The organism is Candidatus Schekmanbacteria bacterium, from assembly GCA_003695725.1.
Lineage (GTDB): Bacteria > Schekmanbacteria > GWA2-38-11 > GWA2-38-11 > J061 > J061.
On the sequence record RFHX01000005.1, the window covers coordinates 1 to 14,474 of the forward strand.

General features: G+C 37.2%; 14 protein-coding genes. 3 read left to right on the forward strand and 11 right to left on the reverse strand.

Going from position 1 to position 14,474, the window contains the following annotated elements:
* Positions 1–135 precede the first annotated feature (135 nt).
* From cas2 to D6734_00195, 5 genes are all read right to left on the reverse strand, one after another.
* Positions 136–411: a CRISPR-associated endonuclease Cas2 gene (gene cas2 / locus D6734_00175; GenBank protein ID RMF98476.1), complete on the reverse strand. Its 276-nt coding sequence runs from the start codon at positions 409–411 to the stop codon at positions 136–138.
* Position 412: 1 nt separating this feature from the next.
* Positions 413–1,471 carry a CRISPR-associated endonuclease Cas1 gene (gene cas1, locus D6734_00180; GenBank protein RMF98477.1) on the reverse strand — a complete coding sequence of 353 codons (1,059 nt, stop codon included), beginning with the start codon at positions 1,469–1,471 and terminating at the stop codon, positions 413–415.
* A gap of 17 nt (positions 1,472–1,488) precedes the next feature.
* Complete coding sequence (locus D6734_00185) at positions 1,489–3,381, reverse strand: hypothetical protein (GenBank protein RMF98478.1); 1,893 nt, start codon at positions 3,379–3,381, stop codon at positions 1,489–1,491.
* A 251-nt stretch (positions 3,382–3,632) separates the two neighbouring features.
* Positions 3,633–4,622 (reverse strand): UPF0104 family protein, encoded by a 990-nt coding sequence (locus D6734_00190; protein RMF98479.1) that lies wholly within the window; start codon positions 4,620–4,622, stop codon positions 3,633–3,635.
* A 4-nt stretch (positions 4,623–4,626) separates the two neighbouring features.
* On the reverse strand, positions 4,627–5,646 hold the full coding sequence (locus tag D6734_00195) for an NAD-dependent epimerase/dehydratase family protein (protein RMF98480.1): 1,020 nt from the start codon (positions 5,644–5,646) through the stop codon (positions 4,627–4,629).
* Between the two features lie 99 nt (positions 5,647–5,745).
* On the opposite strand from D6734_00195, the gene D6734_00200 reads away from it, so the two are divergent.
* Positions 5,746–7,086: an MATE family efflux transporter gene (locus D6734_00200; GenBank protein RMF98481.1), complete on the forward strand. Its 1,341-nt coding sequence runs from the start codon at positions 5,746–5,748 to the stop codon at positions 7,084–7,086.
* A gap of 9 nt (positions 7,087–7,095) precedes the next feature.
* On the opposite strand, the gene D6734_00205 is transcribed toward D6734_00200, so the two are convergent.
* From D6734_00205 to D6734_00215, 3 genes are all read right to left on the reverse strand, one after another.
* Positions 7,096–7,344 carry a hypothetical protein gene (locus D6734_00205; protein ID RMF98482.1) on the reverse strand — a complete coding sequence of 83 codons (249 nt, stop codon included), beginning with the start codon at positions 7,342–7,344 and terminating at the stop codon, positions 7,096–7,098.
* A gap of 314 nt (positions 7,345–7,658) precedes the next feature.
* Positions 7,659–8,087 (reverse strand): hypothetical protein, encoded by a 429-nt coding sequence (locus D6734_00210; protein ID RMF98483.1) that lies wholly within the window; start codon positions 8,085–8,087, stop codon positions 7,659–7,661.
* A 29-nt stretch (positions 8,088–8,116) separates the two neighbouring features.
* On the reverse strand, positions 8,117–9,079 hold the full coding sequence (locus D6734_00215; protein ID RMF98484.1) for a flavodoxin family protein: 963 nt from the start codon (positions 9,077–9,079) through the stop codon (positions 8,117–8,119).
* A gap of 31 nt (positions 9,080–9,110) precedes the next feature.
* On the opposite strand from D6734_00215, the gene D6734_00220 reads away from it, so the two are divergent.
* Positions 9,111–9,299, forward strand: a complete 189-nt coding sequence (locus D6734_00220; protein ID RMF98485.1) for a hypothetical protein — start codon at positions 9,111–9,113, stop codon at positions 9,297–9,299.
* Between the two features lie 3 nt (positions 9,300–9,302).
* Here D6734_00220 and D6734_00225 read toward each other — a convergent pair whose 3' ends face one another.
* From D6734_00225 to glgA, 3 genes are all read right to left on the reverse strand, one after another.
* A complete protein-coding gene (locus tag D6734_00225; GenBank protein RMF98486.1) occupies positions 9,303–10,493 on the reverse strand; it encodes a CoA transferase in 1,191 nt (396 codons plus the stop codon).
* Between the two features lie 10 nt (positions 10,494–10,503).
* Entirely contained in the window at positions 10,504–11,094 is a 591-nt protein-coding gene (locus tag D6734_00230) for a TetR/AcrR family transcriptional regulator (protein ID RMF98487.1), read from the reverse strand.
* A 227-nt stretch (positions 11,095–11,321) separates the two neighbouring features.
* Entirely contained in the window at positions 11,322–12,803 is a 1,482-nt protein-coding gene (gene glgA / locus D6734_00235; protein RMF98488.1) for a glycogen synthase GlgA, read from the reverse strand.
* Positions 12,804–12,977: 174 nt separating this feature from the next.
* On the opposite strand from glgA, the gene murJ reads away from it, so the two are divergent.
* Positions 12,978–14,474 (forward strand): murein biosynthesis integral membrane protein MurJ (murJ, locus tag D6734_00240; GenBank protein ID RMF98489.1); only part of this gene is annotated, 1,497 nt, incomplete at its 3' end.

A 14,474-nucleotide genomic window follows, 5' to 3' on the forward strand; every position in this document is an offset into this window, starting at 1 on the left:
CTTAATTTTCACGTGTCATTTTTGACAAAAGTCAATAAAATCAATAACTTAACCTCTTTTCTCAAAATCCTCAATCGATCCATGCATTTTTGACTTAACTATCTGTTTTTCTTAAACTTTCTTTATCAAAGACATTTACCAGATGATAATCTCCTCATCTTCAATAACAATTCCTTCACCGGAAACAACTATATTTTCCTTACATTTTTTACACAAAAAATAATATCGCACGGAGTCACTTTCATAGTCAATTATTTTTTCTACCTTCTTCTTTAATTTATCAAAATTTTTTTCATCAATTGAACATTCAAAAACAGATTTTTGTACCCTCTTTCCATAATCAAGAAGAACCTTTGCTAATTTAATTCTTCTTCTATCATTAACAATATCATATGAAATTACAACATGCATTTTATCTTATCAGAAATGGCTCATACAATATATCTTTTTCCATAAAACTATTTGCCAGAAGGCGTGCCTGCGCAAGACAGATATCCTTATATGTCATCCTGCTGCCAAGTCTGGGATAAAACACCTTATTATTCATCTGCTTTTCATAATAGATCAAAAACTTCTTTATACCTTCATAGGTCATCAACACAGGATAGTCTTCTTTTGTCAGATTTTCAGATTCATCTTTATTATCTTCGTATATTTCATCCATATCTCTTCTTACATAAAAATTTTTTAGTGTAATTATTTTTTTGTTCAAAAGTTTTAATACCAATGAATCTATCAAAACAGGTCTAAATTCTTCCATTATATCAAGTGTGAGCGAAGGTCTTCCATACTCAACTGAATGGAGAGAACCCAAATAGGGGTCTAATCCAACACAATTTATTATTCCCTCAATAGTATTAGCAAGAAGTGTGTATCCAAAACTTAACATTGCGTTTACCGGATCTCGTGGAGGTCTTCTGTTTCTTCCTTCAAAAACGATACCTTCCTGTTTAATCAAATTACCAAAAACCTGAAAATAATACTTACTTCCAATTCCCTCTAATCCTCTCAAATAATCAAAGTCGCTTGAATGTTTAATTTTATCCATTATGCCTCTTATTTTGTGTATCATAGATTGAATATCATCAATCTTGAGGATCTGATTCTGCCTTCTCAAAAATGTGCGATAATTTTTCAGCTTTCCATAAACATAACGGGTGGCAAGTTGAAGGGCAAATTCCCTATCTTGTAAGCAATTAAATTGAGCAATTCTAAGTTCTATGTTTTTGCCAAGCTCTGGAACAAGGCGTCCTCGATATCTGCCTGTTCCTGTCAGGAACACGGTATCTATACCATTTTTTAATAAAAAAGCTATTGCCTGAGGGGTAATTGCAATATTGCCAAAGAGGACCACCTGATCAACTTTAAAGGACGGAACTGACAACAGAATGTTTTTTCCCTTCTTAAGAACAAGTTTATTACTTTGTTTGCTTAAAATAGTACCCTGTTCAATTAAATATAAAATAGACATAGACAACCTTACATCTGTTACATTTTAAGAATGAAATTAATTTTTCCATCTTCCTCGATTACCTTGATTAGTTCTCCATATGATGTATTGAGTGAATCGACTCCTGCATTTGAAAAAAATTCTTCCAGTTTTTTTTGATAACTCATCATAAGTTTTTCTTGGTCCTGAAGGTTCTTCTTAATCTTCAAATATTCAGAAACTATAATCTCAAAAGTAATGGCACTGGTTAATCCGGCTGTCTTCTGCTTGAGAGATTCGAGATGAAGAACTGGTGTAGGATACATATTCAACAAGGGCTCAAAGGTGCAGTTGCAGTCAACAGAAGAAGTAATATCCGGCACTCTTGTCCTGATTTTCGGACAACTAATTGGATTGCCTCGTAATCTGCTTTTTAGATATGAAGAAGAGTCCGCATTAACACATTTTTGTAGGATAGCATTTACAGCAAGAGGGCCATTTTTTAGATGACCCACCGAATGGGAAAGAACAATTATTTCATCATTAGAAAGTTGCGAAGTTTGATTGGCTTTTTCATATATCTTCTGGATAACCGGACATTTGAGAGCTATGTATTGGAACTCTTCATCATTATCTATATTATATTCTTCAACATAAATTGCTCCTTTTAATGAATCTTTTTCAGAAATGGAGATTTCTTCGACTCCTGCCTCTTCTTCACTCTCAACAATCTTTTTATTTGTAGGATGGTAAAGAGGGTAGATATTCTTTTTTTCTTCAATATATGAATAAATAGATGATTTTGTTGCTGATTCAATCCCAAACAAAAAGGCAAATTGGTCCTTATATGGATTTCCTTCCCCATCTACAAAAAGTCCTCTCTCCATAGTTTTTCGGTGAATTCCAAAGGGTAATTTGATGAGATTGCCAAGACTTCCTTCTTTGACAAACTTTTGCTTTGGAAATATCTCAATTGAAAGGAAATCATCTGCTTTAATTGATGAGACGATTCGGCGTGCAAAATCTCTCGCAATACTCGCTCGCAAAGGTGATTTCAAAAATATCCAACAATGATAGCCTTTATAACCGCTATCTTCTATATAGGAAAAGACATCGGAAGTGGCACATTCATTTACAATTGATTTTGCAGTTTTTAAAGCTACCTTTTTTGCTGATTTCCATTGTTGTCTGTCTGTTATGAATTTTGGAATAAATCGACTTGATATATCAATATCAAAGGCAATAAAATTTACTGTATTGTCGAGACGAACAGGATATATACCTACGGTAAAATTTCCCAATATGTGGTTTTTTGCCACCTTAAAAGTGAAAGGCTCTCTCACAACTGAATAGCCAGTGTCGCCCGTTTGACTTGCCCACTGTCGCGCATATACGCCTTCTCTTCCTGAAAAAAGCTCAACAAAGCGTAAAAGTTGTTCATCTGTGGGAAGAGGAAAATGATAGTCATCTTCTGTTTCAATAGAATCTTCTGAATCTATTCTTTCCTTTGCCAATGCTTCAGCAATATGTTTATACTTCTCATCAGAAGTTGTTTCGAATGCCTTCTCATAGTGAATTCTTGCTTCTTCATATTGATTTGTTTCCTCAAGCACTTCACCTTTGAGATCTAATAATTCTTTACTTGATGGGGAAAATTTAAGTGCTTTATTCAAACATTTTAGTGCTTTTTCAAACTCCCCGCTATCGACCAACGCTTCTGAAACTTTTAAGACAACTTCTTCATTTTTAGGATTGTCTCTTAATGCAAGGTTATATTCTTTAAACATCATCTCACTCAACCCAAGTTCTTCATAAATCCTTGCAAGAGATAGATGAAAGTCACTGTCAAATATTTCTTGTGAAGGAAATTCTTTTGCAAGAGCTCTGATTTCATCAGTAAGGTTTTCCTTTGCAAGGGACCTGATTTTTTGTTCGAAAGAATTTTTATCCATAACTCTACTCCATATAAAAAGAATTGAAGTAAATAATCTTTCTGAAATATTTTAGATTTAAGAATTGTTTGATGGTATAAAAGAAATATTTCAGAAATATTTTCTTTTTAGTTATATGATTTGCACAAATTATCTATTTGGTCTGCTAACAGTTAGGTTAAAGTAGAAAGGCAAATTCCAATGCTGATTTTTCTTCTGAAACCGATTTGCCAAAGGATGGGAACAATTTTCGAGAGAGATTGTGTGCCGCTTCAATTATAGCCAGTTGTCGAAGCCTTTCCTATCTGTATGACTTCACTAAACTTTATCTTGCCCATAATAAGAGAAAAAATTCCCTGTCCCAATGTTGCAAAAAATTGCACACTATGAAGAATGATTGAAAAGGCAAGTGCCTCAGATTTTTCGATTCCATACAACGAAAGGGCAATGATGCAGAAATATTGAAAATTCCCAATAAACCCCGGCGCTGACGGAATCATAATGCCGATGCTGATTATAATAAAAGCTGTCAATGCAGCAGTTAGAGGCAGTTTCAAATCAAAGGCAAAAAACAACAAATAGGTGTTAAAGACAGGAATTACCCAAAAAAAGAGTGAAATTACACTTGCCAATACTACTGCCCTCTTATCAGGCATTATATCAAATCCCTTTTTGAAGGAATCAAAGAGGTTAAGGATTTTTTCCTGAAAGGGGGCTAACAATTTGTTTGAAGTCATCTTTGCGAGAAATGTTCTGCCTTTCCATAGGATAATTATGAAGACCCCTATCAAAACAACTATTCCAACTAACGCATCTTTGCCAGATTCGATTACATTTTGGGGCAAAGGGGCATAAATTATGGCAAAAACAATAAAGATGAAAAGGGTGCCGGCATCAAGAATCCTCTCTACGACAGTAGTGGCAAGAGATGTGGAAATTGGCAGTTTCTCCTGTTTAGCCATCAGATAAGGCCGAAGAAGATCACCTAATCGAAAAGGAAGAATATTTATTCCCATAAATCCGATGCAGTGAACATAATAAACCATAGCAAGACGAATTCTTTTTATAGGATTTAAAATCAACTTCCATCTTAGAGATTTGAAAAGCTGAAGAATTACACTCAATGCAAACATAGGAATGAGATAGTAATAATTGCACGACTGAAGGGCTGATTTCAATTCAGAATAAGCAACACGGCTTATTGCAAGATAGATGAAAAAAGCGCTTATCAAAATTCCTATGATGAATCCTTTTTTCTTCACACTATTACGCCTCGCCCAAAATTTTTTTTATTCCATTCATATAGCTATGCCTTTCAATCGGATAGTATTTCAAGAAATCTTCGCTTTTTACTTCTTCTTCATCCATCATACTGAGCTGGTCAGAAGATATTGGGTAGAAAGAAAATCTTTCGAGAGCCCTTGTAACAAGCCGCAAAGGAATACGCGGAAGATAGAAAAAATGCGGGGTTTTGCCGCTAATCTTCGCAATTGTTTCTATCATCTCTTTGTAAGTCATCTCCTGAGGACCTTCGAGGTCGAGAGTGCGTGATATGGTATTGTCTTCCTTAATGATGGTGTGTATTGCTTCAAGAAGGTCTTCAACAAAAAGGGGTTTAATTTTTTTATGGCGGTTAGCAATGAGAGGGACAATTGAGGAATTTGCCAATTTGATAAAGTGTGCTGTTGAATTGTCTCCTTTCCCATATATCAACGGGGTTCTCAGAATCAAATAGTCAAAGGGAAAATTTTTGATAAGCTCTTCACATATTGATTTACTCCTTAAAAATTTTATCTTTGAATAAGGTGAAGCGCCTAATGCGCTCAAAAAGATAAATTTTCGGGCTGAAATTTTTTCCGCTATGATCAGAGCATGTTTTGTTGACAAGAAATTCGAAGTTTCAAAATCTATTTTCTTTCTCTTAAATTCTCTGAAAATTCCTGCAAGATGAACAACTACATCTGCTTGTGGATAAGAAATAGAAAGTGACTCTGGAGAGGAAATATCTGTGGGAATAATTTCAATACCTTTTATGTGAGCAATCTTATAAATGGATTCCCTTCTTGCCAAAGCAAATACATCAAAGCCCTTCTGCTTTAAAAATTTGCACAAAGCCGTACCAACAAATCCTGTTGAACCGGTAATCAGCACATTCACTTTCTCGACGCCTCCCTCGAAATAGGAAAAAAGAGAATTTATCGTTTTTTTAGAATAAATCAGAATCAAATTGTGAGCAAGTGCTTGTTGTCGATATTTGCAATACACAAAAGCTTTGTATCCCTTTATTTTTTCATCTTTTTAAGTTAGAAGATTTGAGCAAAAAATTGAGCTATTTGAAAAAAGCCGCTTTGAAGAAATGATTCACATCAATAAAAAGAAACTATAATGATCGATGCCACAAAAGGAAGTCTGAGTCGCGCACTCTTGAAACTTGCCATTCCCTTCATTATGGCAATGCTTCTCGAAACGGTAATGCAACTGACGGATATGTTTTTCGTAAGCCGCCTTGGTTCTGCATCAATAGCTGCTGTTTCTTTTTGCGGAATTATTCTTTTGCTTCTTTCCACTATAGTCGAAGGCATATCTGCATCTGCACTTGCTATCGTTGCCCGACGAGTAGGTGAGGCAGACAAAGAAGGGGCAAATATTGCAGCTTCAAATACGATGTTCATCTGTCTCCTGCTTTCCATTATTACCGGCATTGGAGGATATTACATTGCAGGACCTACCTTAAAGATATTAGGTGCGCCTGAAGATGTCTATAATCTTGGAATCGGATATATTCAATATTCATTTCTCGGAATTTATTCAATGTTCTTCCTTTTCATTGTGCAGGCAATTATGAGGGGTGCTGGCGAACCAATATATCCAATGCTCATACTATCGGGTTCAGCCTTTATGAACATCATTTTCGATCCTCTTTTCATTTTTGGATTGGGTCCTTTCCCCAAGCTTGGAGTAACAGGCGCGGCAATTGCAACAGTTACGGCAAGGACTATTGCATCTACCATAGGTATTTATCTGCTCTTTTCAGGAAAAACTTTCATAAAACTTACTTTGAAAAAGATGAAGATCGACTTGAATATAATTGCCACGATATTTAGAATTGCATTCCCTGCAATGGGGCGAATGAGTCTAAACTCTATTACGCGCGTAATTTTAATGAAAATTGTTGCCCTTTTCGGAACTTCCGCAATTGCGGCTTACGGCATTGGTCTGCGCCTCGATATGGTTGCGTTTCTACCGGGACTTGGATTTGCAGCAGCAACTTCTACGATTGTAGGGCAAAATCTTGGCGCAAAAAAAATAGATCGAGCAGAACGAAGCACAATAATAGCTTTGCTGTGCAATATTGCCGTCGTTGGAACAATTGCTGTTCTCTTCCTGCTCTTTTCGGAAAACATTATATCAGTCTTTGACAAATCGGCAGAGGTGATGAGAATTGGCACTATGTATATATACATTGTGGTGCCGTCGTATTTCTTTATGGCTGGACGGTTGGTGTATAATGGTTCACTACGAGGCGCGGGAGATACTTATTCCACTATGGTGGCTTCATTCATTTCAATGGTTTTGATGCAGATTCCTCTTGCATATCTATTAGCCAAATACACATCTCTCGATGTTTACGGTGTTTTCATATCAGTGGCAGCCGTCAACTTCTTTGAAACATTGATGCTTTACTACTGGTTCAAGAAGGGAAAGTGGAAATACAAAAAAGTTTAGCATTTTGACTTACTGATTCTGTTTCATTTCTCTATCGATGTGGTCCCAATAGCGCATAAAAAGACACATAAATCGAGGATGAGTAATAAGATTCGTCTTTGAATGCCTTCTTATTTTTTCAACCACTGAGTCTTCTTTATGGTTGCCCAATATTTTATCTGTAATATCTTCTTTCAGTTGCTGAATTCCATATTCTCCTTCTGTCAATTCTTCAAGAAGATGGGTAAGCTCAATTTCAGTTTCTTCCATAGTAGCCATTGGTTATCTCCAAAGATTTTTTTATAGATATTCTCTCTGATATAAAAAAAAAGAGGCAGTTGCCAGAAAAAATATTCATTCAACAAATAGAGCTTCAAGATTGCTGATAAATTTCAGCAAAAACTCAACACGGTTTTTTTGGCACAGGATTTCATCAAACAGATAGACGAAATTATTTCTGAGGAAGATTAAAAAAGAGACCTTCAACTCAGAAAACAAGCGAAGGATAATGAATTTTCAATCAAATCATTAAAATTTTCTCGAAAGACTATTCCGTTAACAATTCTCCCTCGTTTCAACAATAAATCTTGCCATTACCCTGATTTTCTGCCTGAGATGTCTTCTGCTTCAATGACAAAGCTCATCGATTTTTCAGGGTTTTCCTTTACCATTGCAACTTGCTTGTCTATATAGGAAGAAGGTACTCCATATTTTTCTGCGGCAAGTTCAAGACTTTCCCTCAATTCATCTATATCTGTTACTTGCCTAATCTTACCCTCAACCAAAACAGAGCGCCATCCTCCCTTTCCTGCTCTCCATACACTAAAAGCGGCATTGTTGTTCGATTTTATACATTCATACTTTCTTCCCGACGGCATTATGCCGATTCTTATGTTGCCATTATCATAGACAAACCAACAGACAACTCCATAGGGTCTATCACCATCAACTAAAAGAAGCGTACCAACTTTCTCTGAACTCATAAGGTCTTCAATCTCTTTGTGAGTCATTTCAACTGACATAACTGCCAATACCTCCCAAATAAATTGTTTTATTTTTCTGTTATTACCTCTACCGTTTTTGCACCTGCTTGAAAAACTTTTTCCATTCCTTTCTCATCTTGCGTTACCACTCCTCTGCCATGCGCCCTGCCTCTGCATCCTGATGCAGAAATAGCAAAAAGAGTTTCTATTCCGCGAAGTCCCATCAACATCATCATTCCTTCCATATGGTCGCGGTATGTATGCTCTTCTGGCCAAGCCCAGCAGGTAATCAATGTGCCTGCCTTTCTGCCGCCAAATCTCTGCTTGTTGTATTTATTGCTCATACAATCCAAACGGTCCCAGAATGCTGCAGTTTGCGCTGATTCTCTTGCTGTGTAGATGGGATATCCAATCACAACGGCATCTGCTTCACAAAGTTTTTTGTAGATTTCCGTCATATCGTCCTTTATTGTGCAAAAAGTTTCAATAATAGTGCCATCGTTCTTTTCACGGCATTTCCTACAGCCAATGCAGTATGATATCTTTTTGAAATGAAGGTAAATTTCTTCGCATATTGCACCCCTCGATTCCGCGCCTCTAAAAAACTCTTTGATTAAGAGGTCTGAATTTCCCTTCCTGCGAGGGCTCCCGCAGAGTGCAATAATCTTTGGTGTTGTTTTGGTTTTCCTTGTGATAAATTTCCTTCCCTGTATTGCGCGCTTGACCTTTATTTTAACCCACCTCTTCGATGTCTCCTTGTATCCTTCTATTCCGCTTCTTGCTATAGTCTGAAATTTTGATGGATTTGAAAGTTTGACAAAAAGGGGACTAAATCCTGAAGGCATTACTTCTTTTGCCGCATCAAAAATATCGTCAGAAGAAATTTCTTCTCTGCTCTCAAAAAATACATTTTTTTCTGCCTGTCTTAAAATTCTTTCTTTCCACAGAGGTTGAAGAATGGAAGGAGTGATTGAGATGATTGTGTTCAACATTTTTAACGCGTCTTGCGTCAAACTCAATTTTTTATTCATATTCCAATTCCCTATCTTTAATGAAATAACAATGTTACCTCTTGATTTGCATCAGCTTTCATTAGGTCGATTCTGGAATCCGAGAATGAGTAATAAAATACAATGGAAAACAGAAGAAGAGTTTGAAGAGAAGACAAAAGGAACATATGTCCCACTGACAGAAAAAAAGGGCTTTTCATTTGCCTTGCCCATAGAATTCATATCCGCAAATCAAGACTAATCCTTATATAGCGCCCTTTTCTTGCAATTCTTTTATCTTGTCTTCAGGATAATGCAGCAACTTTTGAAGAATTTCTTCATTGTGTTCGCCAAGAGTGGGCGGAGGATTGTATTCTTGCTTCATTCCTTCAATCTTTATTGGTGAACCAATAACTTTCACTTTTCCGCATTTTGTGTGGTTAACTTCTACAATCATCTCACGTGCTGCAACCTGTGGTTCTTCGAGGGCTTCAGCAATGGAGTTTACAGGCGCCCCGGGTATTCCCACTTCATAGAATTTCTTTACAAGTTCGCGACCACTTTTCTTCAGAAATGCTTCTTCAAGTATTGGTTCAAGCTCCTTGCGGTTTTTAGACCTCTTATCATTTCTGTCAAACCTGCTGTCTGTTGCAATATGAGGAATATCGAGAAGTTCACAAAGTTTGACCCAAAAATTTTCGCCAAGAATTGCAACAACGATTTTGATGTCTTTTGTCTGATACATCTTGTAGGGCACAATATTTGGATGTCCCGTACCTTCAGGTTTTTTCTCCCTGATTCCTTCCAGCAGATATGGGGACTGATGGTAGCATAGGAGAGCAAGCTGTGTATCAAAAAGCCCTATATCTATATGTCTTCCCTTGCCATCACGCTCCCGTGCATAAAGGGCAGCAAGGATGCCTGCCGCTCCGAAGAATGACCCACCAAGGTCTCCCATAGGAACTCCCATTTTTGCAAGCATTCCGTCAGGTTCTCCTGTTATGCTTATTTCACCGCTTATCGCCTGCATAGTAAGGTCATAGCCGGGAATATCCCTGTAGGGTCCGTTGCTTCCAAATGCAGTGATGGAACAATAAATAATCCTCGGATTTACTTTCTTCATATCTTCATAGCCGATTTTCAGCTTGTCCGCTACACCAGCCCTATAGTTTTCGAGAATGACATCGGATACTTTTACAAGCTCTTTGAAAACCTCGAGACCTTCTTCCGTTTTGAGGTTCAAAGTCATACTCTTCTTGTTCCTGTTTATACTGATAAAATATCCACTTTCACCATCCTTGAAAGGTGGACCAAGTTTTCTTGAAGGGTCGCCTGAACCGGGTTGTTCAATCTTGATTACCTCTGCGCCCAAATCCCCAAGCATCATTGCGCAATAGGGTCCTGAAATCACTCGCGTCAAATCGAGCACTCTGATTCCTTTTAAAAGCTGCGTCATCGTTTTCTTCTCACTCCTTTTTTGTTTGCTTGATACCGTTAAAGATTAAATCATAAAATATATCAGCAATTTCGTCTGCCGTCAGTCGTCCATTCACTCTGTACCATTTGAAAAGCCAATGGCACATTCCCATTATAGCTTTGGTAATAATTTTCACATCTAAATTTTCTCTAAATTCTCCTTTCTCTATACCTTCATAAATTATTTGAGACCATAATCTTTCATCTTCTCGTTGACCATTTCTGAGGATTTCCCTCTCTTCTTCAGGCAATTCTTCAAACTTTTCCTGGAAGAAGACAGTCATTTCCGTGTGATATTTCTCAAATGCCCTTATCCTCTCTCTTATTGCTTTTTTAAGTTTTTCAGAAGGCGCTGCATCACCTTGAACAATACTTTTGAGCTCCTCGGTTGTAGTTTTTAGAGGAACGATTCCTATTTTGAACAGAAGCTCATTTTTGTTTTTGATATAATAGTAAAGACTTCCCTTAAGTATTCCTACTTCTTTAGCCACATCTTCGATTGTAGCCCTTTGATACCCTTTTTCACGAAACACCTTCGCAGCTGCGTCCAGTATCTGTCTCTCTCTTTGAGACATAGTCATAGTTTTCTCGCCCTGTTATCAAAGTAAAAATTTAAAGAGCAGTTTAATTATAAACCGTTGTTTTCTAAACCTTTATTTTACTGAATGTCAAGAATTTAAATTTTCCCCGCTCATCATCATAATCTAAAAAACCTTTCGACGGCTACACAATAGAATGCGAAAACAAGAGACCGCGAGAAATATGAAAAGAGCCATAATAAGACAAAAGGGACAACAGCTTCGATTTGTCAAATAACTCCTTCAATCGCTAAAGCCGTCTTGTAGAGTTTGATATATTCTTCTGCCGACTTTCTCCACGAAAAATCGCAACGCATTGCGTTCTCGATTATTTTGTTCCATTCTGATGAGCTATAACAGTTAAGCGCTCTCTTTATGGCTGAAAAAAATTCCGAAGGCGTCAACTCCTCAAATTTAAAACCATTGCCCTGCTCCATATCTTTGTCAAAATCAATTATCGTATCATCGAGACCACCGGTTGCACGGACGATTGGGATTGTGCCGTATTTCAAACTATACATCTGGTTCAAACCGCAGGGCTCATAGCGTGATGGCATAAGAAAAAAATCGCAGCCTGCTTCTATGAGATGGGCAAGTTCGTTGTCAAAACCGATTGTTACCGAGACAGCTCTTTTAAATTCCGATGCCCTCTTTCTAAGGGCTTCTTCGTATCGAGCTTCACCTGTTCCCAAAACAACAACTTGGCCACCTGCATCCACGATTTCAGGAATCGTTTCAGCTAAAATATCGATACCTTTTTGATATGCAAGACGCGAAACTATACCGAGTAGCGGTATCTCTGGTGAAATATCAAGTTTGGAGTTTTTTTGAAGGACCTCCTTGCATTTCTTTTTTCCTTCTAATTTTTCAGCACTATAATTGAAGGGTATGAGTTTGTCCGTTTCAGGATTCCACTGCGAATAGTCAACGCCATTTAATATTCCAAATACCGTCTTCGACCTATTCTTCAAAATATTCTCCATTCCACAGCCAAACTCAGGAGTCTGTATCTCCTTGCTGTATTTGCGGCTCACTGTGTTCACCACTGTTGAAAATATCAATCCACCTTTGAGGAAGCTATAACTGTCATAATGTTTGAGGGCTTCTTCGGTAAGATATTCGGGAGGAATGTTCAGAGGAGAAATCTGTTCAAAAGAGAAATTACCCTGATAAGCAAGGTTATGGACTGTGAGACATACTGCCGTGTTCTTGAAATTGTCATCGTCTGAAAAGGTTGTCTTCAGAAAAATTGGAACAAGTGATGTCTGCCAATCGTTGCAGTGGATTATATGTGGATGTAATTCGATCTGCTTCATATAGTAGAGACTTGCAAGAGAAAAGAAGGAAAACCTCTGTGCATTGTCAGGATAATCTCCATTTGGTGTTACATACAATCCTTCTCTGTCATAGTATTCATCATTTTCAATGAGAATTATATCGACATAATCAGAAAGTTTTCCGCGCATAAAACCTGCAGTGGTTCTTTTGCCGCAAAAATCAAAGGATATCTCACATTCTTTTGAGATCTCATTTCTGCTCTCCTTTGCTTCTCTGTACGCAGGCATAAACACTAAAATTTCACCAACACCTGCTCTTTTCAATTCAACGGGCAATGTTCCGCTTACATCTGCAAGACCGCCTGTTTTTGCATAGGGAACGACTTCCGATGAAAGAAAAGCAACTTTCAATTTTTTCCGATCAATATCACCCATCTGCTTAATCCTCTTCTTCTTAACACAAAAACTTTTTTTTGATTCTATCTAGAAAAGTTATGATGGTCAAAGTAATTAATTCAGTGGCAGGAAATGAACTCGAACTCTTTACGATTTGTTGACTCGAAGCAATAGTTGACATTACAATTGACAGCTATGAGTGAAACGAAAAAGATGGCAGGCGCAATTTTCATAATTTCTGCCCTGACTTTGCTTTCAAGAATAGTTGGTTTTGGAAGAGAGATAATCCTTGCCAACTATTTTGGAATAAGTGAGATCAGAGGAGCTTTCACTGTTGCCTTCAAAATACCAAATCTTTTACGAACGCTTCTTACCGAAACAGCTATCAGCGCAGCATTCATTCCGGTTTTTACCGAATTGTTGTCCAAGGGTAATGACGATGAGGCATTCAGTGTGGCATCCACTATAATCAATTTTTTTGCAATACTGCTCACAATCGTCATAGCTATATGTTGTATTTTTATGCCTGCAGTAATTTCAATATGCGCTCCCGGATTTCGCAGCAATGAAGAGCTCTTTCAACACACGGTGCGCCTTTCGTTTATAATTTTTCCAACAATAATCTTCCTTGCCGTAAGTGGTGTAATAATTGGAATGCTCAATTCTTTCAATCACTTCACAGCGCCTGCCGCTGGTCCTGTGCTTTGGAATATTGTGATAATTTCAATGATTATCCTTTTTCAGAACAAAATTGGAATATACTCGGCTGCGTGGGGAATATTGATTGGGACAGCGGCACAGTTTTCTGTACTTCTTCTACCATTCAAAAGACTTAAAATCCGGTACAAGCCAATAATCAAATTGAAAGATGAAAATGTAAGAAGGATATTCAGACTAATACTGCCTGTTTCTATCACATTGGGAATAGTCAATCTAAATGTCTTCGTAGATACAATTTTTGCATCATATCTCGGACCGCGAAGTATTGCGGCAATAGATTCTGCATTCAGAATATTTCATCTTCCAATGGCAATATTTGCAATAGCAATTGGCACAGCGCTATTTCCTATGCTTTCAAGATTCTCAGTAGATGATGATGAGAAGTTCAAAAAAACACTTCAATCTGGGATTGGTCAAATTTTTTATCTTACGATTCCATGTTCCATCATCTTTTTCATTATGTCTGTGCCTATTGTCAAATTGGTATTTGAGCGTGGAAGCTTTTCAGAATCTGATACTGTCTTTGTTGCTGACGCTCTTACCTTCTTTGCTGTAGGACTTCCTTTCACAAGCGCAAATACTCTTCTCAATAGAGGTTTCTACAGCCTCAAAAAGAACTGGGCGCCTGCTTATGTCGGGATATTCAACATAGCACTCAATGCTTTTCTTGACTGGATTTTTATGAAAAGATGGGGACATGCTGGTATTTGTCTCTCTACCTCAATGGTCTCAATGTTCAACTTTATTGCCCTAACTACAATAATGAAAAAGACAACGAACATCAATATCTCTGCCATTGCTGTATCACTTTTCAAAATATCTGTTGCATCACTACCGGTCGGACTTTTATCATTTTATATTTTCAGTTTATTTATCGATAGCTCAAGAGGAATATTATTTGGACCAATACTTCTATTGTCTCTCATTATTCCATCTTCACTATATATCCTTATAACAACTTTTTTAAAGATTGATGAATCAGAAATAACA